The sequence below is a fragment of the Ornithinicoccus hortensis genome, from assembly GCF_006716185.1.
Lineage (GTDB): Bacteria > Actinomycetota > Actinomycetes > Actinomycetales > Dermatophilaceae > Ornithinicoccus > Ornithinicoccus hortensis.
On sequence record NZ_VFOP01000001.1, the window covers coordinates 279,174 to 299,150 of the forward strand.

Annotated in this window: 16 protein-coding genes; 5 read left to right on the forward strand and 11 right to left on the reverse strand. The window is 74.1% G+C overall.

Annotated elements, in window-relative coordinates:
- Nucleotides 1-13: 13 nt before the first annotated feature.
- A complete protein-coding gene (locus tag FB467_RS01215; protein ID WP_170230512.1) occupies nucleotides 14-1,075 on the reverse strand; it encodes an IS110 family RNA-guided transposase in 1,062 nt (353 codons plus the stop codon).
- A gap of 405 nt (nucleotides 1,076-1,480) precedes the next feature.
- Here FB467_RS01215 and FB467_RS01220 point away from each other — a divergent pair, with 405 nt between their 5' ends.
- From FB467_RS01220 to FB467_RS01235, 4 genes are read left to right on the forward strand one after another with little or no spacing between them, the layout of a single operon-like run.
- Complete coding sequence (locus tag FB467_RS01220) at nucleotides 1,481-2,044, forward strand: DedA family protein (RefSeq protein WP_141783467.1); 564 nt, start codon at nucleotides 1,481-1,483, stop codon at nucleotides 2,042-2,044.
- Nucleotides 2,041-2,787, forward strand: a complete 747-nt coding sequence (locus tag FB467_RS01225; RefSeq protein ID WP_141783468.1) for a DNA alkylation repair protein — start codon at nucleotides 2,041-2,043, stop codon at nucleotides 2,785-2,787. Before FB467_RS01220 ends, FB467_RS01225 begins: the two co-directional genes overlap by 4 nt.
- 25 nt (nucleotides 2,788-2,812) lie before the next feature.
- Nucleotides 2,813-3,805 (forward strand): hypothetical protein, encoded by a 993-nt coding sequence (locus tag FB467_RS18385; RefSeq protein ID WP_153390389.1) that lies wholly within the window; start codon nucleotides 2,813-2,815, stop codon nucleotides 3,803-3,805.
- A gap of 52 nt (nucleotides 3,806-3,857) precedes the next feature.
- Nucleotides 3,858-4,652 (forward strand): crotonase/enoyl-CoA hydratase family protein, encoded by a 795-nt coding sequence (locus FB467_RS01235; protein WP_228393462.1) that lies wholly within the window; start codon nucleotides 3,858-3,860, stop codon nucleotides 4,650-4,652.
- 27 nt (nucleotides 4,653-4,679) lie between these two features.
- Here the strand turns inward: FB467_RS01235 and FB467_RS19235 are convergent, their stop codons facing one another.
- Entirely contained in the window at nucleotides 4,680-7,961 is a 3,282-nt protein-coding gene (locus tag FB467_RS19235; protein WP_141783470.1) for a DEAD/DEAH box helicase, read from the reverse strand.
- A 111-nt stretch (nucleotides 7,962-8,072) separates the two neighbouring features.
- On the opposite strand from FB467_RS19235, the gene FB467_RS01245 reads away from it, so the two are divergent.
- Nucleotides 8,073-9,071: a Rossmann-fold NAD(P)-binding domain-containing protein gene (locus FB467_RS01245; protein ID WP_141783471.1), complete on the forward strand. Its 999-nt coding sequence runs from the start codon at nucleotides 8,073-8,075 to the stop codon at nucleotides 9,069-9,071.
- A 75-nt stretch (nucleotides 9,072-9,146) separates the two neighbouring features.
- Here the strand turns inward: FB467_RS01245 and FB467_RS01250 are convergent, their stop codons facing one another.
- From FB467_RS01250 to FB467_RS01290, 9 genes are all read right to left on the reverse strand, one after another.
- Complete coding sequence (locus FB467_RS01250; protein ID WP_141783472.1) at nucleotides 9,147-9,719, reverse strand: hypothetical protein; 573 nt, start codon at nucleotides 9,717-9,719, stop codon at nucleotides 9,147-9,149.
- Nucleotides 9,720-9,737: 18 nt separating this feature from the next.
- On the reverse strand, nucleotides 9,738-10,883 hold the full coding sequence (locus FB467_RS01255) for a phosphotransferase (protein ID WP_141783473.1): 1,146 nt from the start codon (nucleotides 10,881-10,883) through the stop codon (nucleotides 9,738-9,740).
- Complete coding sequence (locus FB467_RS01260) at nucleotides 10,880-12,151, reverse strand: phosphotransferase enzyme family protein (protein WP_141783474.1); 1,272 nt, start codon at nucleotides 12,149-12,151, stop codon at nucleotides 10,880-10,882. Before FB467_RS01260 ends, FB467_RS01255 begins: the two co-directional genes overlap by 4 nt.
- Nucleotides 12,148-13,971, reverse strand: coding sequence for an ABC transporter ATP-binding protein (locus FB467_RS01265; protein WP_141783475.1), 1,824 nt, complete (start codon nucleotides 13,969-13,971; stop codon nucleotides 12,148-12,150). The genes FB467_RS01260 and FB467_RS01265 overlap by 4 nt, the downstream gene beginning before the upstream one ends.
- A complete protein-coding gene (locus tag FB467_RS01270) occupies nucleotides 13,968-15,209 on the reverse strand; it encodes a glycosyltransferase family 4 protein (protein WP_141783476.1) in 1,242 nt (413 codons plus the stop codon). Before FB467_RS01270 ends, FB467_RS01265 begins: the two co-directional genes overlap by 4 nt.
- A gap of 14 nt (nucleotides 15,210-15,223) precedes the next feature.
- The gene (locus tag FB467_RS01275; protein WP_244932724.1) at nucleotides 15,224-16,474 is read right to left on the reverse strand and encodes a glycosyltransferase; all 1,251 of its coding nucleotides are present in this window, start codon (nucleotides 16,472-16,474) and stop codon (nucleotides 15,224-15,226) included.
- Nucleotides 16,461-17,663, reverse strand: a complete 1,203-nt coding sequence (locus tag FB467_RS01280; RefSeq protein ID WP_141783477.1) for a glycosyltransferase family protein — start codon at nucleotides 17,661-17,663, stop codon at nucleotides 16,461-16,463. The genes FB467_RS01275 and FB467_RS01280 overlap by 14 nt, the downstream gene beginning before the upstream one ends.
- A gap of 153 nt (nucleotides 17,664-17,816) precedes the next feature.
- On the reverse strand, nucleotides 17,817-18,482 hold the full coding sequence (locus FB467_RS01285; RefSeq protein WP_141783478.1) for a response regulator transcription factor: 666 nt from the start codon (nucleotides 18,480-18,482) through the stop codon (nucleotides 17,817-17,819).
- Nucleotides 18,467-19,972, reverse strand: a complete 1,506-nt coding sequence (locus tag FB467_RS01290; protein ID WP_141783479.1) for a sensor histidine kinase — start codon at nucleotides 19,970-19,972, stop codon at nucleotides 18,467-18,469. The genes FB467_RS01285 and FB467_RS01290 overlap by 16 nt, the downstream gene beginning before the upstream one ends.
- Between the last annotated feature and the right edge of the window lie 5 nt (nucleotides 19,973-19,977).

Below are 19,977 nucleotides of genomic sequence, written 5' to 3' on the forward strand. Positions count from 1 at the left end.
CTCCTATGGACCGTCAAGGCCTGATCGGGCCTGCTTCGAGCAGGCGGTAGAGATCGCGAGCGATGTAGCGCTTGAGGCAGCGTGTGATTTCGCGGTTGGTCTTGCCCTCGGCGGTGCGACGGGTGACGTATTCGCGGGTGGTTTGGTCGTAGTGGATGCGGGAGAGCGCGATGGTGTGCAGTGCCCGGTTGAGCTGTCGGTCGCCGTACCGGTTGAGGCGGTGTCGGGTGGTGACCTGGCCGCTGTTGGCCGGGATCGGGGCTACGCCGGCGAGCATCGCGAAGGCGGCCTCGGAGTGGATCCGGCCTGGGTGGGACCAGGCGCACAGCACGGTCGCGGCCACGATCGGCCCGACACCGGGCTGGGCCAGGACGTCGGGGCGCCAGGCCAGCACGATCGCCCGGATGGCGTTCTCGTGCTCGGCGGCCTCCTTCGACAGGGCACGTGCCCGCCGGGCCAGGGCGCGCAAGGTCCTGACGGTCGTAGTGGTCTCCAGGTCCCACGTTGAGTTCAGACGCATTTTCGCCGCGGTCCTGATCATCGCCGGGACCTTCTGGCCGCGGAACCGCTCGCGGATCGGCTCGGGCGCGGCGATGAGGAGGCTGAACAGCTGGCGTTGGGCGTCGGTGGAGGCGTTGACTGCGGACCGGCGCGCGGCCAGCAGCACCGAGAGCGCCTGGCGGTCCCCGCCACTGCGCGGGGTGCCGAGCTTCGCGCGGGACAGTGCTTCGCGGGCGGCGCGGATCGCGTCGAGCGGGTCGGACTTGGCGCCGTTACGTCGCTTAGCGCGTTCGGGACGGTCGAGCTCGACCACGACCTCCTGGTTGCGCTCGAGGTGCCGGGTCAGGCCGGCGCCGTGCCCGCCGGTGCCTTCGATCGCCCACGCCCGCAGTGCTGCGTGCTCGTTAGCGAACTCCACCAGTCGGGCATAGCCGTCGGTCGTGGCTTCGACGGTGATCTCCTCAAGCACACCGCCGGTCCGCGCGTCGACCACGGCCGCTGAGTGAGTCTGGACGTGGGTGTCGACGCCGATGACGGTATCGACGACGTCACGTAGATCGGTCACACTGGTCATGCGTTCTCTCCTTGCCTGGGAGCGGATGTGGTTCCGGTCCGGGGCGGAGACTCGGCAGGACTGTGATGAGACACGACCGGTGCGTGAACACCGGACGGTCAAGCTCCTGATCAGGCCAACTGCTCCGACCGGGCCGGGGCCGGCAACCCCAAGCGGACAAGTCCCGAGAAAGGCACAAAGCCAGTCACCCGAAGGGTCACACTCACGGTCACCGACCAACAGCCCAGCACCATCAGGCTGCAAAGGGAATCCTCACAGTCACCCGAGAATCCTGTGCTTCGTAGCAGAACCTTCCCGGGACGAAGCGCCAGGTTCCGGGGTGAAGCAGCGGTCCCGCCCGTATGCCGAGGGCCCGGTCCGCGACGCCGCACCCCGGACCGTGGGGGCAAAGGGTAGCCTTACCCGGTGTTCGAAGATCGTCCCTTCCTGATCGCCCTCGCGCTGCTGTCCAGCATCGTCATGGCGCGGGGGCAGGCCACCTACTGGATCGCCCGGCTCGTCACCGAGCAGGCGCTGCGCCGCACCCACCCGACGGAGGGTTGGCGGGCAGGAGTCCACCAGTGGCTGCAGGGCGAGGGCCTGGCCAGGGGGCGCCGTTCCATTGAGCGCTGGGGACTGATCGTCATCCCGCTGTGCCACCTGACCGTCGGGTTCCAGACGTTGGTGCTGGGCGCCGCGGGCGTGATGCGGATCGGCTGGGTGCGGTTCACCCTGGCCCAGCTCCCCGGAGCCCTCGCCTGGGGCACGATCTACGCCACGATCGGTTTCGCCGCCTGGGAGGCCGGGATGGCGGCGGCCGCCGGATCGCCCTGGGGCGCGGCCGGCCTCGTCGTGATCGTCCTGCTGGTGGTCGCCCTCGTCCTGATTCGCAGGTCGCGGGCGAAGTTGGTCCGTGACGAGGTCGTCGGGCACCTGCCCGCCGAGGGGTCGGGATTAACCTGCCGCGGCACCCAGAGGGGCCTCCGGTGACACCGCGCGCTGACGCCACCGGGCAGGCGCGGGCGCACCCGCACGCGGACCTCGTCGCCGGGATCCGGGACGCGCTCCCACGGGCTGGCGACCCCGAGCGAGCGGCGGGACAGCAGCGCTACATGAAGTCGGCGATGCCCTACCACGGCCTGACCAGCCCCGAGCTCAGGGCGACGCTGCGGCCGATCCTGGCCGACCCGGCACACCGCATCGCCGACCGGCCCACCTGGGAAGCCACGGTGCGGACGCTGTGGGACGGCGCCACGCACCGCGAGCAGCGCTACGCCGCGACGGCCCTCGCCGGGCACCGGCACTACCGCGCGTGGCAGGACCGCGACACCCTGCGGCTCTACCGGCACCTCGTCGTCACGGGCGCCTGGTGGGACCACGTCGACGACATCGCCTCCCACCTGGTCGGCCCCATCCTGCGGTCCGACCACCCCGCGGTGGCGCCCCTCATCCGCGACTGGGCACACGCCGACGACCTGTGGGTCCGGCGCACCGCGATCCTGTCGCAGCTGGGCGCCAAGGCCGCCACCGACACCGCGCTGCTCGAGGACTGCGTGGCGGCCAACCTCGTGGACAGCCCGTTCGGTGGCGAGTTCTTCATCCGGAAGGCGATCGGCTGGGCGCTGCGCGAGTACGCCAAGACCGACCCCGCCTGGGTGCGCGCCGCCCTCGCCCGGCACGGCGCCGGGTTGAGTCCCCTGAGCCGGCGCGAAGCGGCCAAGCACCTGCCCTGAGCCGGGGTTTCCGTAGGCTGGCGGGGTGACGCCCGAGGACGAGGACGCCGCCGTCGCGGACCAGGTGCGCGCGGCGGTGACCGAGCTGTATGCCGTGCCCGCCGGCGAGTTCGTCACGCGCCGGACCGCGCTGGTCAAGGCCGCGAGGGCCGACCGGCAGAAGGACGCGGCGCAGCAGATCGGGGCCCTGCGCAAGCCCAGCGTGGCAGCGTGGGCGGTCAACCAGGTCGTCCGGCAGCGGCCGGCGGTGCTGGCCCACCTGGCCGACGTGGGCGTCCGGCTGCGGCACGCCCAGTCCGCCCTCGACGCCTCCGGCATCGCCGGGTTGCGCGCCGAGCGGGACGCGGTCCTGACCGAGCTCGTCGCGGCGGCGGCCGAGGTGTCCTCGGCAGCGGGGCAGACCCTGACCCCGGCCGTCGAGGCGGAGGTCCGGGACACCGGGATCGCGGCGCTGGCCGACGAGGCGGCCGCGGAGGTGGTGGCCTCCGGCGGGCTGACCCGCGCGCTGCACTACTCCGGGTTCGGCGAGGTCGACATCGCCGACGCGGTGGCCCGCACCAGCACCGGCGTGGTCCTCACCCGGATCGAGGGCGGCGGGGACGTCGGGGAGGAGCGGCCGCCGGAGCGCGGGGAGGACGCAGAGGACATCGCTCCTGAGCAGGAGCCGGCCCCCGAACCCGAACCGACCCCCGAACCCGAGCCGCCCCCCGCCCCGGAGCCCGACCCGGCGGAGGAGCTACGGGCCGACCTGGACCGCGCGGAACGGGCGCAGGGCAGGGCCGACAAGGAGGTGGCGGTCTGCACCAGCCGGTTGGACCAGGCGCGGTCCCGGAGCGAGGCCACCCGCGCCCGGATCGAGAAGCTGCGGGCCGACCTCGCCGCGGCGGAGGCCGCGGACGAGGAGGCGCTGGGCGAGGTGACGACGGCGATGCAGGCCCGAAAGGAGGCCGTCGCCGCGCAGGCGGCGGCGTCCGAGGAGGTCGCCCGGCTCAGGTCCGCCCTGGACCAGCTGACCTGAGCGCGGGCGCACGGTCCCGCCCCCACCCATGCCGCTGTGGCACCCTGTCCGGGTGAGCAGCGGCATCAGCACCGACATCGTCGACGGGGTGGCACGGGTCCGGCTGGACCGACCGGACAAGCTGAACGCCCTCACCCTGCCGATGCTCTCCGAGCTCGCCGCGACGGCCCACCGGTTGGCCGGCGACCGCGGGCTGCGGGCCGTGGTGCTCTCCGGGGAGGGCGAGGCCTTCTGTGCGGGGCTGGATTTCGCCAGCGTGCTGCCGGACAGGGCCGGCATCGCGAGGGCGTTCGTGCCGCGGCCCTGGCGTGGGACGAACACCTTCCAGGAGGCCTGCTGGGCCTGGCGCCGGCTGCCCGTGCCGGTCATCGCCGTGGTGCACGGGCACTGCCTGGGAGGGGGCGTGCAGATCGCGCTCGGGGCCGACTTCCGGTTCACCACCCCGGACGCCCGCTGGTCGGTGCTCGAGGGCAAGTGGGGTCTGATCCCGGACATGTCGGGGATCCGTTCGCTGGCCGAGCAGGTCGGCAAGGACACCGCCAAGCGGCTCGTGATGACCGCCGAGTGGATCGACGGTGCGGAGGCCGCCCGAATCGGGCTGGCCACCGGGGCCGACCCGGACCCGCAGCTGGCGGCGAGCGCCCTGCTGGAGCAGCTGGCCGAGCGCTCCCCCGACGCCGTCGCCGCGGCGAAACGGCTCTTCGAGCGGACCTGGACCTCCGGCCCGCGCCGCACCTTCGCCCGCGAGCGCCTCGAGCAGCTCCGGCTGCTCGGCCTGCCCAACACCGCGCGCGCCCGCAAGGCGGCCTTCTCCCGGGAGGCACCGCGGTTCGGCCCGCGACGCTGACCGCCACCCACCAGGGCGCGGACGGCCTCAGTCGTCGGCGAGCAGCCCTCGGATGTCCTCCGGTGAGATCCCCCCGGCGAGCTCGCCGTCCTCGAGGACCCTGGTGAAGAGGTCGCGCTTGCGCTCCTGCAGGGCCTGGACCCGTTCCTCGATCGTGTCGACCGACACCATCCGGTAGACGAAGACCGGCTTGTCCTGCCCGATCCGGTGCGCCCGGTCGATCGCCTGGTTCTCGACCGCGGGGTTCCACCACGGGTCGAGGACGAAGACGTAGTCGGCCTCGGTGAGGGTCAGCCCGACCCCGCCGGCCTTGAGGCTGATCAGGAAGGCCGGGGCGCTGCCGGTGCGGAACTCCTTGACCACCCGCACGCGGTCGCGGGTCGAACCGTCCAGGTAGCAGGTCTGGATGCCCTCGGCGGTGAGCCGCTCGCGGACCATGCCGAGGAACCGGGTGAACTGGCTGAACACCAGCGCCCGGTGCCCCTCCTGGGCCAGCTCGGTCAGGTGCTCCACGAGGGTCTCGATCTTGGCCGACTCCACGGCCAGGAACTCCTCGTCGACCAGCCCGGCGTGCAGCGCCAGCTGCCGGAGCCGGGTGAGGGCGGCGAGGACGGCGACCCGGTTGCCGTCCGGGTCGTCGAGCAGACCGAGCACCCGCTGCCGCTCCCGCTGCAGGTGGGTCTGGTAGATCCGGCGGTGCCGGGGGGCGAGCACCACGTCGAGCGACTGCACCTGCTTGGGCGGCAGGTCCAGGGCCACCTCCCCCTTGGTGCGGCGCAGCATGAGCGGTCGGATCCTGGTGCGCAGCCGGTCCAGCAGGTCGGGACGCTCCCCGCTCTCGATCGGCCGGCGGTAGTACTGGGTGAACCGGGCCGGGTCGGGGTAGAGGCCCGGCGCGGTCAGCGCCAGCAGCGACCAGAGGTCCATCAGGTTGTTCTCGATCGGGGTGCCGGTGATCGCCAGGGTCAGCCCACGGTCCAGGCGCAGCAGCGCCCGGTGCGTCTTGGACCGGAAGTTCTTCACCGTCTGCGCCTCGTCCAGGACCAGCGCCGACCACCGGACGGACCGGAACGCCTCCGCGTCCAGCCGGGCGACGGCATACGAGGTGACGACCACCACCGCCCCGTCGATTGCGTCGACAAGGGGCGTCCCCCGCTTGCGGCTGGTCTGCCCGATGGCCACCACCGGCAGGTCCGGGACGAACTGGGCCGCCTGGCCCACCCAGGCACTGAGCACGCTGGTCGGGGCCACCACCAGCACCGGGGCGTCGAGGTCGCCGTCGGCCCGGGCCCGTTCGATCATGGCCAACGCCTGCAGCGTCTTGCCCAGCCCCATGTCGTCGGCCAGGATCCCGCCGAGGCGGCAGCGCCAGAGCGTGCTGAGCCAGGCGTAGCCGTCGTGTTGGTAGGGCCGGAGGGTGGCCCGCACCGAGTCCGGCACCGGGGGTGCCTCGAGGGCCTCCAGGTCGTCGAGCGCGGCGACCGCCTGCTGCCACCGCACGGACTGGTCCATCACCAGACCGAGCGACTGCAGCTCCTCCCAGAGCGAGAGGTGGTAGCGGCTCAGCCGCAGGCCGGTGGCCTCCGGGTCGACCAGTTCGCGGGCCTCCTCGATCCAGTCCCGCAGCTCGGTGAGCTCCGGCACGTCCAGGTCGAACCAGGTGCCGGAGTCGAGGATCATCTCGTCCTGCTCACCGACCAGCGCCTGGAACAGCTCCTGGAAGGGGACCTCCTCGTCCTCGACGCGGACGCTGACCCGGAGGTCGAACCAGTCGTTGTCGGGGCCGTCGTCGACCTCGATCTCCACGACCGGCGGCTCCGTGGCCTCGGTGAAGTCGGGGACGTCCGGGGCCACCTCCACCACGACCCGAGGGTCCTCGCGCAGGGCCTCCACGGTGCCGTCCAGGAAGTCCAGGGCGGCCCTGCCGGTGAGCACCGCGGACTCCGCCAGCAGCACGTGGCTCCGGGCCGGGACCAGAGCGCGGGAGCCGGGGATCTGGTCGATCACCGGCAGCGCGGCCACCAGCGCGCTCTCGGCGCCGAGGTCGCGCAGCACCGCCTCGCTGCTCGCCCCGACCGGGATGTCGACGGCGGTGTCGCCGGTGACGTAGCGGAAGCCGAAACGCACCCGCACCGACCGGGGCCCGGCGCGTTCGACCCGCACCAGCAACAGGGGTGGGGTCGTGTCCGGCAGCGCCACGGAGCCCTCGGTCGACACCACCTGGGTGCGGCGCCGCAGCCGGGGCAGGTAGTCCCTGAAGAACGTCGGGACCTCCTCCGCCGGGACCGTGACCTCGCCGCCGGCCAGCAGCTGCCCCGCGACCGGGTCGGCGGGGGCGTCGAAGGCCGTCAGGTGCAGCACGCCGTCCTCGTCCCACCGGGCCAGCCCGTGCGGCGGCCGCCCGATCAGCGCCTGCCGCGCGGCGCGCCAGCCATCCGGGTCCGGGCTGGTCCGGGCCCGCACCCGCACGCCGCCGCCGGAGTCCTGACCCAGGTCGACCTGCACCGCCCCGACCTGCTCCTCCAGCAGCACGCTGCCCAGGACGCCGGGCTCGGTGAACAGCGGCATCCCCACCTGCACCGCGCGCCGGAGGACGGGCCAGAGCGCCGGCCCGAGCTCGTCGAGGTGGATGGCCGCGTCGGTCGGCCCGCCGAAACCCCCCGCGCTGCGGCGCCGGAGCCGCAGGATCTCCTCGCACACCTCGCGGTGCTCGGGCCGCCCCTCCAACCGCCGCTGCCCGCCCGGCGACCCGGTGACATCACCCCACGCGGTGCGGCGGTTCCACCCGGTGCGGCTGTGCCGGCTGGGCCGCAGCCGCAACCGGGTCCCCGACCCGGCGCTCCACACCGACGCGGGGTCCGGCACCTCCTCCACGACCAGGCCCACCTCGAACGGCTCCGGGGCCGGTGCGAGTGGCTGCGCCGGCTCGTCCAGCACCCCGCGCAGGGCGTGCCGCCAGTCCGGCCGCCGGGCCGGGGCGTCGGCTCCCGCGCGCAGCTGCTCCCGGACGGTGACGAGCAGCGCGACCACGTGCTTGCAGGAGATCGCGACCGGGCAGCTGCAGTGGCTGCTCCAGGGCACCCCGCGGGGACGGTCCAGCCGGGTGACGATCGAGGTGTAGGGCGCGGGCCGCGAGCCCGCGACCTCCCCCACCAGCACCCGGCCCCGGTCCGCCACGGTGACCCCCCGCACCAGGGACTGCCGGGCATAGTCGGTGCCCCGCTGCAGGGTCGCCGGGTCGAAGGCGGCCACCAGCTGCTCCTGGTCGACCTCCCCCACCCACTCGGCGCCGCGGAGCTGGAATCCCATGGCCCGACGGTAGCCGCCGGGACCGACACCGCTGCGGGTTATCCACCGGCGGACCGGCCTACCTGCTCCCTCCCGCTGGCGGGTCCCCTGTCGGGCACCTACGTTGACGAGATGAAGATGCTGGTCCTGGGCGGCACGGCCTTCCTCTCCCGGCAGGTCGCCGAGCAGGCGCTGGCCGCCGGGCACGAGGTGACCTGCGCCTGCCGCGGCTCGAGCGGTCGGGTCCCCGACGGCGCCGCCCACGTCGTGCTGGACCGCGCGGCCGACACCGATCCGCGGTCCGGCCCGTGGCCCGGGCTCGCCCGCGCCGGGTGGGACGCCGTCGTCGACGTCGCGCGCACCCCCTCCTGGGTGGCCACGGCCACCGCCGCGCTGGGCGGGAGGCCGCACTGGGTCTTCGTCTCCACGATCAGCGTGTATGCCGAACCGCTCACCCCCGGCGGGGGTCCCGGGAACTCACCGGTCCTGCCGCCCGCCGAGGGCGACCCGCCGACCGACGACCCCACGGCATACGGACCCGGCAAGGTGGCCTGCGAGGACCTGGTGCGCGCGACCGCCGGCGACGGCGCGTGGATCGTGCGCCCCGGGCTCATCGTCGGACCGGGCGACCCGAGCGGACGGTTCACCTACTGGCCGGTGCGGCTGGCGAGGGGCGGTCCCGTGCTGGCCCCGCGGCCGGAGCGGGCACCGGTGCAGGTGATCGACGTGCGGGACCTCGCGGCCTGGATCGTGGAGGGCGCGGCCGCGCGGGTCCGGGGCACCTTCGACGCCACGGCACCCGCCATGACGATGGGTGCGGCCCTGGCGTCGGTGGCGGCAGGGGTCGACAGCGAGCCCGACCTGCGGTGGACCGACCCGGCCGTCCTCACCGGGCACGACGTGCGGCCGTGGGCCGGGCCCCGTTCGCTCCCGCTGTGGCTGCCCGGACCCGAGCTCGCCGGGCTGATGGACCGGGACGTGTCCGCGTCGCGGGAGGCCGGCCTGACCTGTCGGCCCCTGTCGGACACCGCCCGGGACACCCTGGCCTGGACACGACAGACCCCCGACGCGAAGGTCGGGGGTCTGTCGCCCGAGGAGGAGCGCCAGGTGCTCGACTCCCTCGGCGACTGAACCGTCCCGGCGGGGGACCGGGTCTTCACACGAGCACGGCGTGGGGGCGCGCCGTCGCTCACGCACCGGGATCAGTCAGTCGTCATCGTCATCGTCATCGTCCCAATCGTCGTCGTCATCATCGTCATCGTCGTCGTCCCAGTCATCCCAGTCGTCGTCATCGTCGCCGCCCCCGGGGTTGACCGGCGGCGGGGAGACGGCGCGTGGCGGCGCCGGCTGCTGGCTGGGCGGGGCCTGAGCGGCCTCCTGCTCCTTCTGCCGGGCGGCCTCCGCGGCGGCCTTCTCCTCGGCCTCCTTCTCCGCCTTCTCCTGCTCGGCCTTCTCCTTGGCCGCCTTCTCCTTCTCGGCCTTGTCGGCCTCGGCCTGCTCCGCGGCGGCGGCCACCGGGTTGTCGTGGTTCCAGACCTGCAGGAGGGCCAGCGTCTGGCTGAACAGCACGGCCTCGCGGGCGTCCTGCCGGGTGACCGGGGGGTCGGCCGGCTCGTCCGTGGTCCCGGCGGCCGGCAGCGGGGCGCTGGGGGCCGCGGCGTCGGAGGACACGACGACCCCGGGTCGGGTGCGGTCCTCCTGGGCGCTGGCATCCTTCCAGAGGAAGATGCTCCCGGCGCCCAGCAGCAGCAGCGCGAGGGCGGAGGCTACGAGCTTCATGACGTCAGTCTCCTCGTCTCAGGTTGATCGGGGATGAGACGAAGATGAGAGCTTTCTCATCTTCGGGTCCGCCCAGGCCAGGGCGAGCGCCCGGTAGCGGGGGCGGAAGGCATACAGGCAGGCCAGGCGCAGCCGGGTCGCCTCGGCATACAGCTCGAGCCGGGCGGGGTCGACCTGCAGGGCCTCCACCACGGCGTGCACGGCGTCCTCGGCGACCGCGGTGTGCGCGGCCGACCAGAGTCCCTGGTCGTGCCGCAGGTGCACGTGCACCCACAGGTTGGCCAGGTCCAGGGCGGGCTCGGCGAGGCTGGCGGTGTCGAAGTCGAGCAGTCCCAGCGAGTCACCCTCCGCGAGCACCTGCTTGTCGTGCAGGTCGCGGTGGCTGACCACGAGCGGGTGCGTCGGGCCGGGGGCGGTCAGGCGCGCGGCGACCTCCCGCACCCGGTCGGCGAAGGGGCCGGCCACGGAGGCGGGCAGCGCGGCGAACCGGTCCACCCGGTCGGTCCACCGGCGCAGGTTGACCGCCTCGTCGTATGCCGTGTGCTGGCGCAGTCCGGCACGTTCGCCGCCGACGAGCACGGGCCAGCGGGCGGACCACAGGTCCCACCACCGGCGCCAGTCGGTGAGGTCGGCGACGGCGCCCAGGTCGTGCAGGCTCGCCCCCGGGAGCACCGAGAAGTCCACCCGGTCGTCCCCACCCGCAAGGACCTCGGGGGCGACGAACCCGGCGGCGGCGGCCAGGGCGTGCCCGCGACCGGCCAGGTCGGCGACCTCCCGCCCACGGCCCGGGCGCACCACCTTGACGAACCGGTCGTCCCTGCGCACGACCGCGCGCTTGCCGAACCGGTGCACGACGACCGTCCCGCCGTCCGCCGCCTCACGGAACCCGGGCAACTTGCGGTCCCTCCCGGGGCGCGCCAGCTCGGCGCGCGAGACGGTCCAGCCGAGGTCCCCGTCGGGACGCAGGTACAGTCGCGCCGCCCGCACCGCGCCGCCGGTGTCGACGCCCTCGACGAGCAGCCCCTCCCCCTCCGGCGAGGGGCGGTCGAGGGGCCACGCTCGGGCCACCGTGATGAAGTCCTCCCCGGACCGCACCGCATCTGGCACCGGACCGCGGAGCACGGCACCGTCGGGCCGGTCGTCCTGACCGATCGGGTCCGTCATCGGGCCAGCACCTCCCCGACCTGGTCCAGCCTGCGGTGGATGCCGTCCACCCAGTCGGGGTCAGCGGCGCGGAACGGCTCGCTGACCCTGGCCAGCAGCGCCCGGGCCGTCCAGACCCGCAGCTCCTCGGTCGTGGGCACCACTGCCCCGGCCGCCCGGTACCCCTCGAGCAGGCCGCCCGTCAGGGGGAGGTCGTCCAGCGACGCGCCCTTCTCCAGCAGCTCGACCGCCGCGAACGACCCCAGGTCCAGGGCGCGCGGACCCACCCCGGCCCGGTCGAAGTCGATGAGCCGGATGCCGTCCCCACCGGGACCCCCGACCAGCACCTGGTCGGCGGAGAAGTCCCCGTGCACGGGCACGAGCTCCGGGACGGGACCCATGGCCCCGGTCCGCGCCGCGAGCCGGTGCACCAGGTCGGCCATCCGGTCGGCGGCGCACCGGTCGAGCTGCGCGAGGTCCCCGACCAGCGGCCCCAGCACGGCGTGCGGGTCGTCCGCCACCGTCGCGGCGGCACCGCCGAAGGGTGGGTGCGCACCGTCCAGCAGGTGCGTCGCCGCGTGCAACCGGGCCAGGGCGGCCCCCGTCTCCCGGGCGGCCGCGAGCCGGTCGGCGGGGTCGAGGTCGGCCGCTCCCAGGTGTCCGGTGCCGTACCAGGGCCAGGCGCTGACCCGGCGGGACGGGAACCCTCCACGGCCGGGGAGCGGCTGCACGACCGGCAGGCCCGCGTCCGCCAGGGCGGCCGGGACCTGCCCGACCGCGTGCTGCCGGTGCGCCGTCACCCGGATCACGCAGGGGTCCTGGCCGGGTTCCTGCCGGCGCAGCACGAGGCGCCGGGTGGGGTTGTAGCGGAGCACCGTCAGGGCACCGTCGGCGACCGCCTCCCGCACGCAGGGGTATGCCGTGCGCAGGGCATCCAGGCCGCGCTGCAGCCGGGGGTCGGTGCCCAGGTCGCCGTGCGCCAGGTGCAGCTCGGCACCGGCGTCGGGCACCCGGAGGACGTGGACCTGCTGGCCCCGGTCGGCGGCCCGCCGCAGGGCGTTGCGGAGCTTGTCCAGGTGGTCCGCCCGGGTCGCCTGGACCCACCCGGGCACGGCCGCGTCCCGCGGGAGCAGCACGCCGACCGTGGACAGCCCCGGCTTGTGCCGCAGCCTGGTGGCCCGCACGGGCGCCCCGACCAGCTCCGAGAGCCGGCCGGCGTCGACCAGCAGGTCGGCCGTCTCCCGGCCCGCCGTGCGCTCCACCGGGGCGCTCTCCCGGAGGGCAGTCATGACGTCACCGCCTCAGGGACGGGACGGGCACCGGTCTGCTCCGGGTCGGACCGGGTGAACGCCGACCCGACGGGCAGCTCGCCGTCGGCGGGGCCGTCCCACAGGACCCTGCCGTGCTCGATCCAGACGATCCGGTCGCAGGCGCGGGCGGTCTCCTCGTCGTGGGTGACCACGAGGGTGGTGCGTCCCCGGGTGAGGTCCTCGATGGCGTCCCGGACGGCCGCGGCGTTCTCGGCGTCCAACCCGGCGGTGGCCTCGTCCAAGATCACCACGGCGGCGTCGCGCAGCAGCGCCCGGGCGATCGCGATCCGTTGCCGCTGGCCACCGGACAGGGTCGAGCCGCGCTCGCCCACCATCGTGTCGTAGCCCTCGGGCAACCGCCGGATGAACTCGTCCGCCCGGGCCATCCGGGCGGCCCACTCCACCTGGTCGTCGGTCGCGTCGACCCAGCCGTAGCGGATGTTGTCGGCGACGGTCCCGGTGAACAGGACCGACTCCTGCAGGACAACCGCGACCTGGGCACGCAGCTCCTCCAGGTCGAGGCGCCGCACGTCGATGCCGTCGAGCCGGACGGCGCCCTGCGAGACGTCCATCATCCGCAGCAGCAACGAGGTCAGCGTCGACTTGCCAGCACCCGAGGGGCCGACGATGGCGACCCGCTGACCCGCGGGGATGTGCAGGTCCAGGCTCCGGAGCACCGGGACGCCGTCGCCGTAGTCGGCGTGCACGTGGTCCAGGTCCACGGCGCCGCGCACCGCGTCCAACCGCCACGGCTCCGCCGGGGAGGTGATCTCCGGCTGCTCGTCGAGCACGTCGGCGACCCGCTCGCCGGAGGCCGCGGCCCGGGCGATCCGGCCGGTGTACTTGGCCAGGTCCCGCAGCGGCTTCATCGCGGTCTTCAGGTAGGTCAGGAAGATCACCAGGTCGCCGGGGGTCATCGCGCCGTCCATCACCCGGGTGCCCCCGAGCATCAGGACCGCGGCGGTTGCCACGCCGACCAACAGGTCGGTCCGCCGCTCCAGCGCGGCCGCCAGCCTGCGGGCCTGCACGCCGTCCTTGAGCGACCGGTTGTTGCGTCCCTGGAACTGCTTCTCCAGCTCCTGCTCCAGCCCGTAGGCCTGGACCACGGAGATGCCGCCGAGGGTCTCCTGGGCGATGTTGGCCAGGTCGCCCTCGCTCTTGCGGGTCTTGCGGGCGGCGCTGGTGATCTTGCCCGTGCTGGTCCGCGACATCAGCACGAACACCGCGGCCGCCGCGACCACCACGAGGGCGAGCATCGGGTCGAGCCAGAGCATCACGCCGAACATCGCGACCAGCGTGAAGACGTTCACCAGCAGCGGCATCCCGGCGGTGACCGCCACCTCCTGCAGGCGCCCGACGTCGCCGACCATCCGCTGCACCAGGTCACCGGTACGGGCGGTGGAGTGGTAGCGACGGGAGAGCCGGTTGACGTGGGCGAAGACCCGCTGACGGAGCTGGATGGCGATCCGCGAGCCGCCCAGCGCGAACGCCACGGTGGCCAGGTAGTTGCACAGCGCGCGCATCCCCACCAGGGAGATGGTGGCCAGCGCGGCGGCCAGCAACAGCTGGATGCTCGCCCGGGGGCCGGGGTCGGCCAGGTCGGCGCCGAGGGAGCGGGTGACCGCGTCGACGACGAACTTCACCGGCCACGGCTCGAGCACCCGGAAGACGACCTCGAGGAGGAGCGCGAGGGCACCGGCCCCGAGCAGGGGGGCCTGGGCGCCCAGGTGCGGCCGGATCAGGCCGAGCGTGCGCCGCAGGGCGGACGGGTTGACGGTCAGCTTCGACTTCTTGCTCATGCCGGCACCGCCTGCCCGGACGGGACCGCCTGCAGCGGGGCGAGGATCCGGCCCAGTACCGCGTCCCAGGAGTGCTCGCGCACCATCAGCTCGCGCCCGGCCAGACCCATCGCGCGGGCCCCGGCGGGGTCGGCGACCAGCGTGTCGATCGCCCGGGCCAGGGAGGTCGGGTCCGACGGCGGCACCAGGAGCCCGGTGTGGCCGTGGCGGACCGCGACGGGCACCTGCCCCACGCGGGACGCGACGACCGGCAGGCCCGCCGCGGCGTACTCGTAGACCTTCAACGGGGAGAAGTACTGGCCGGTGGCGCCGACGTCCGCCGGGTAGGGGGCCACCGCGACGGCGGCACCGCGCAGCGCGGCTGGCACCTCGTGCGGGGCCACGGCGCCGCGGAAGTCGACGTCCAGGCCGAGCCGCTGCGCCTGTCCGGCGAGCGCCGGACCCTCTGGGCCGTCACCGACGATCCGGACCCGCCAGGCCCGGTCGGCACGGGCCGCCGCGTCGAGCAGGACGTCGGTGCCGTGCCACGGCTTGAGGGTGCCGACGAAGAGCACCGTGGGCAGCTCGTCCCCGGCCGGGACCCCGGTGTCGGGGGCGATCCGCGCGGTGTTCACTCCGTTGGGGGTGACCAGGACCTTGTCGGCGGCCCCGGGGCAGTGCCCGAGGACCCAGTCGGCGACCGGCTGGGAGACGCAGGCGACGACCGCCGCGGCGGCCACCTGGGTGCGGAGGGTATGCCGTGCGCCGGCCTCGTCGACCAGGTGCCGGTGGGTGGCCTGCTCCTCGATCAGCGGGGCGTTGACCTCCAGGACGCCGGGGATCCGCAGCGTGCTGCAGACCTGGGCCAGGGCGGTGGAGAACAGCGAGTAGCGCTCGTAGACCAGGTCGGCCCCGTCGGCCATCACGTGGCCGGCCAGCTGGGACGCCGCAGCGGCCTGGTTGCGCTCGCGCAGCGCGGTGCGGGCCGCCGGGGCCAGGTCCCGACCACCCCCGTCCACGGGGATGTGCCGGACCGTCACGTCGGCCAGGTCCGGCGGGAGCAGGTCACCGGTGCGCGTGGCATACAGGCCGACCGCGGACCCGCGGGTCCGGAGGGAGCGCACGATCTCCTGCACGTGCACGGACGCGCCCTTGCTGCCGAAGACCGGCACGCCTGGGTCGGCGCTCAGGTAGGCGACCCGGGGGAACGACGGCGCGGCCGCCGCTGCCGGGTGGTGTGCAGTCGTGGTGGTGGTCATCGGTGCTCCTCCTCTCAACCCGCCAGCGCCGGGACCGGCTGCTGCCGGCTACCCAGGAGGCGGGACTGGCGGGCGGCGTCGAACCGCTGCTCGATCAGGGCGCGGGCCGCCCGGGCCACGCCGACGCGCGGGAAGTCGGGGTGCGCGACCTGGCGCAGCGCGGCGACCAGCGCCGCCTCGTCGCCGGCGGGGAGCAGGACGCCGGTGGCCGGCTCGGTGGCCGTGCCGTTGCGCACGGCCTCCGGGATCCCGGTGACGTCGGTGCCGATCACCGGCAGGCCGCTGGCCATCGCCTCGAGCAGCACGGTCGGCAGGCCGTCGGCGTTGCCGTCGGCACCGACCACGCAGGGGGCGGCCATCACGTCGGCCCAGCCGAGCAGCTCGCGCACCTCGGTCTGGCTGCGCGGGCCGAGCAGCTGCACCGTGCCCTCCAGCCCGGCACCGGCGATCTGCCGGACCAGGTCCTCGCGCAGCTCCCCGTCGCCGGCGATCCGCACGTCCAGCGCGACCCCGTCGGCGGCCAGCGCCGCCGCGGCCCGCACCAGCTGGTCGAAGCCCTTCTTCTCGACCAGCCGGCCCACCGCGAGGACCTTCAGCGGTCCCGCCAGGGGGGCCGGGTCGGCATACGGGAACCGGGCCAGCTCCAGGCCGTTGCGGATCAGCACGGCGTGCCCGGCGACCTCGGGGAAGCGGGTCCGGATGAAATCCAGGTTGTACTCGCTGATCGCGACGACGTGGTCCGCGTGGGCCAGCACCTCGCGCAGCAGCGCCGGGTCCACGCTCTCGTGGAACAGGTCCTTGGCGTGGGTGGTGACGGAGTAGGTGATCCCGGCCAGCCCGGCGGCCACGCGGGCGACCCGGGCGGCCATCGAGGCGAAGTGGGCGTGCAGGTGGGTGATCCCGGCGCGGTGGGCCTGGATCGCCAGCTCCACCCCCTGCACGACCTCGGGGGCGTCCAGCTCGACGAGGTAGGGCAGCAGCCCGGCGAAGCGGGTGTCGAAGTCGGGCAGCACGGCACGAGCCGCGCCGAGCACCGTCCAGGACTCGGACAGCTTCACCGGCTTGGCCAGGTGGGTGACGGGGGCCTGCACCCGCGCGATCTCGGGGTGGAAGCGGGCGTCCGTCGTGGGACGCAGGGCGAAGATCGCCAGGTCCTCCCCGGCGGCCTCTCGGGCCAGGATCTCGGTGACCACGAAGGTCTCGGAGAACCGCGGGTAGACCTTGAGGACGTAGCCCACACGGGCGGGACGGTCAGCCGGCAACAACGGAATACTCCTTCGTCAGGGCGCGGCTCCCGGTCAGGTGTGCCGCCCGGCGGGCGACTCCTGCCAGGCCGCGCAGGTTCAGCCCCGAGCGGGGCTGGGTGCGGTGGACGGCACCGGCGAGCCAGGCGCCGAGCCGTCCCGGGGTCAGGTCTTCCTGTCGGATCAGGTCCGCGGCGCCGGCCCGGGCCAGCGACTCGGCGCGGATCAGCTGTTCCTTGCGGGGCAGCTCCCGGGGGACGAGCAGCGCGGGCGTCCGGGTGCTCATCACCTCGTTCACGGTGTTGTAGCCGGCCATCGCCACGACGGCGCGGGCGCCGCGGATGGTGGCGAGCCCGTCCGGCACCGAGGTGACGACCCGGGTGCGGGGACCGGCCAGACGCTCGATCTCGCGGTGGGCGGGCCCGGCCATCTGCGGGCCGGTGACGACCACGTGCCGGTAACCGGCGGGGACGGGGGCGGCGGCCGCGGTGCGGCACAGCGCCATCCCGTCGCTGCCCCCGCCGACCATGGTCAGCAGGTAGGGCTGGGGGGTGGGCTCCTGCTCCGGCACCCAGTGCCGGCCGGTGGCCAGGTAGCCGGTGTAGTGCACCAGGTCGTGCAGCTCGGCGGGCAGCTCCCCGCTGCGGCGGATATCGTGCACCCGCTCGTCGCCGTAGACCCAGACCTCGTCGAAGAGGGCGCGCACCCGGGACAGGTCGCCCAGGCGGGCCCACTCCCGGGCCACCGCCTCGGGCTCGTCGAGGACCTCGCGGAGGCCGAGCACGACGGTGGTCTCCGGACGGCGCTCGCGCAGGTCCTGCAGGGCCCCGCGCAGCTCGCCGTCGACGCCGAAGGCGTGCCGGTCGACGACGACCAGGTCCGGCCCGAAGCCGCGGACCACGGCCCGGAGCATCCCGCCGCGCAGGTCGGTCAGGTCGGCCATCGGGACCTGGACGTGGCGGGGGCGGTAGCCGCCACCGGCCTTGCGGACCCCGGGCAGCCCGACCACGTCGAAGCCGGCCGGCGGGTGCAGCTCGACGCCGTGCTCGACGCCGGTGACCAACATCCCGGTGACCTCCCGCCCGGTGAGCCGGGGCAGCTGCCCGGACAGGGCGTGCGCCAGGGCCAGGTTGCGCCGGATGTGGCCGAGACCGACCGAGTCGTGGGAGTAGAGCAGCACCCGGATCGGGTCTGGTGCGACGGGGGACATCCGGTCACCTCCTGTAGGTCCACGGCACCGGCTCCCGGTGCGTGGGACCTACTGAACACCGCCCGGATGAGCGGGTGGTGAGGCGACGGTGAGAGCCTTCTCATGAACCTGCGGTGACCACATCACCGCAGGTCACGAGCGTGCCCGGAGCGCCTATTCGACGGTGAGGCGATAGCCGACACCGCGGACCGTGGCGATCCGGTCGGCGCCCAGCTTGGTCCGCAGGTAGCGCACGTAGACATCGACGACGTTGGAGGAGACGTCGAAGTCGTAGCCCCAGACACGGGACAGCAGCTGCTCCCGGGAGAGCACCTGCCCGGGGTGCTCGAGGAACTCCCGGGCCATCGCGAACTCGCGCGCCGAGAGCTCGACCTCGCGGCCGGCCACGGTCGCGATCCGGGTGGTGATGTCCAGGCTCAGGTCGCCCTGGGACAGCACCGTGGTCGCCTCGGGCGCGGCCTTGGTCCGCAGCCGGGTGCGGACCCTGGCCAGCAGTTCCTCGAACTTGAACGGCTTGGCCAGGTAGTCGTCCGCGCCGCCCTCCAGCCCCGCGACGGTGTCCTCCACGGCGTCCCGGGCGGTGCACATGATGATCGGCAGGTTGTGCTCCATGCTGCGGAGCACCTTGAGCACGGTGAACCCGTCCATCCGGGGCAGCCCGACGTCCAGCACCAGCAGGTCGTACCCGCCGTTCGCGGCATACTCCAGGGCGGTCATCCCGTCGCCCACCACCGTGGTCTGGAAGCCGGCCGCCCGCAGCCCCTTCTCCATGAAGCGGGCGATCCGTTCCTCGTCCTCGGCGATCAGGATGGTGGCCATGGCTCCAGCATCCCAGAGTCCGGGATCCACAACCGGAAGGTGCTACCCCGGCCGGGCAGGGAGTCCAGGGTCACGGTGCCGTGGTGCGCGCGGGCGATCGCCAGCACGATCGCCAGGCCCAGCCCGGCGCCCTCGACCCCGTGGGCGTCCGCGCCGCGGCCGAACCGCTCGAAGATCCGGTCGACCTGGTCCGGGTCGATGCCGACCCCCGTGTCGCGCACCGTGACCACGAGGTAGCGCTCCGCGGCCTCCGGCACTGCCTCCCGCACCTCGGCGGTCGGCGGGGACCAGTCCAGGCCCACCTCGATGGTGTCCTGCCGGTCGCTGAACTTCACCGCGTTGGCGGCCAGCTGCACGACGGCCTGCTGCAGCCGTTGCCGGTCCGCCACGACCTCCCCGGTCGCCCCGCCCCAGGCCTCCCAGTGCCGGTCGCCCAGCATGTGCACCCGGTCCTTGAGCTCCTCGGCGAAGACGGCCACGTCGAACGCCTGCGGCCGCACGAAGTCGGGTCGCTGCGACTTCGCGAGCAGGAGCAGGTCGTCGACCAGGCGCTTCATCCGGGCGAGCTCGTCCAGCACCAGCTCCCGGGTCTGTCCCACGTCCGCGACGTCGCCGGAGTCCATCAGCTCCAGGTTGCCCTGGATGATGGTCAGCGGGGTGCGCAGCTCGTGCGCGGCGTCGTCGAGGAACTGGCGCTGGTCGGCGAAGCCGGTCTCCAGCCGGTCCAGCATCTGGTTGAAGGTCAGCGCCAGCTGGGCGATGTCGTTGTCGGCGCCGGTCACCTCAACCCGGCGGGTGAGGTCGTCGGAGGAGATCCCGGCCGTGGCCTGGCGCAGGTCGGTGATCGGGCGCAGCAGCCGGCCCGCGATGAGGTGCCCGAGGAGCGCGGTGAGCAGCACGGTGGCCAGCGCCACCAGGGAGTAGGTCCCGACGTTGTTCCAGACCGCGCGGCGCTGGGCGCCGACGTCGATGGCCACCACGAAGGCGCCCTGACGGGTCTCCCCCGGCAGCTGCACGTCGGCGACGACCATCTTCAGGTCGCGGCCGTCGTCGGTGATGTTGGTGATCACGGTCTCCCCCTCCCGGAAGGCCGCCCGTGCGGCGGCCACCACCTCCGGGGAGTCCAGGTGGAAGGGCAGATCCCCGCCGGGGACCAGCGTGGGGACCCCGTCGACCAGGCTGACCATCGACTCGTGGTCGCCGGGCACCGAGGTCAGCAGGTAGGCCTGGAACAGCTCGTCGAGGTCGGTGTAGGGCCCCGGGTCGCCGTCCTGCGGCCCCCGCGCGGCCAGCGAGCTGAGCTCGTCGACCTCCTGCAGCAGCTCCGAGCGGACCCGCTGGTTCAGCTCGGCGAAGGTGACGCTGAAGGTGACCGCGCCAGCGGCCACCAGACCCAACGTCATCACGGCGGTCATGGCCGCGACGACGCGCACCCTGACCGACCAGGGTCGGCGGGGGCGGCCGGTCCGCTGCTCGGTGTCCTCGTCCATCTGAC

Bases quoted from the DNA above. Each gene is read 5' to 3' on its own strand.
- FB467_RS01215 (WP_170230512.1), bottom strand. From the start codon at position 1,075: ATGACCAGTGTGACCGATCTACGTGACGTCGTCGATACCGTCATCGGC.
- FB467_RS19235 (WP_141783470.1), bottom strand. From the start codon at position 7,961: ATGGGATTCCAGCTCCGCGGCGCCGAGTGGGTGGGGGAGGTCGACCAG.
- FB467_RS01245 (WP_141783471.1), top strand. From the start codon at position 8,073: ATGAAGATGCTGGTCCTGGGCGGCACGGCCTTCCTCTCCCGGCAGGTC.
- FB467_RS01250 (WP_141783472.1), bottom strand. From the start codon at position 9,719: ATGAAGCTCGTAGCCTCCGCCCTCGCGCTGCTGCTGCTGGGCGCCGGG.
- FB467_RS01255 (WP_141783473.1), bottom strand. From the start codon at position 10,883: ATGACGGACCCGATCGGTCAGGACGACCGGCCCGACGGTGCCGTGCTC.
- FB467_RS01260 (WP_141783474.1), bottom strand. From the start codon at position 12,151: ATGACTGCCCTCCGGGAGAGCGCCCCGGTGGAGCGCACGGCGGGCCGG.
- FB467_RS01265 (WP_141783475.1), bottom strand. From the start codon at position 13,971: ATGAGCAAGAAGTCGAAGCTGACCGTCAACCCGTCCGCCCTGCGGCGC.
- FB467_RS01270 (WP_141783476.1), bottom strand. From the start codon at position 15,209: ATGACCACCACCACGACTGCACACCACCCGGCAGCGGCGGCCGCGCCG.
- FB467_RS01280 (WP_141783477.1), bottom strand. From the start codon at position 17,663: ATGTCCCCCGTCGCACCAGACCCGATCCGGGTGCTGCTCTACTCCCAC.
- FB467_RS01285 (WP_141783478.1), bottom strand. From the start codon at position 18,482: ATGGCCACCATCCTGATCGCCGAGGACGAGGAACGGATCGCCCGCTTC.
- FB467_RS01290 (WP_141783479.1), bottom strand. From the start codon at position 19,972: ATGGACGAGGACACCGAGCAGCGGACCGGCCGCCCCCGCCGACCCTGG.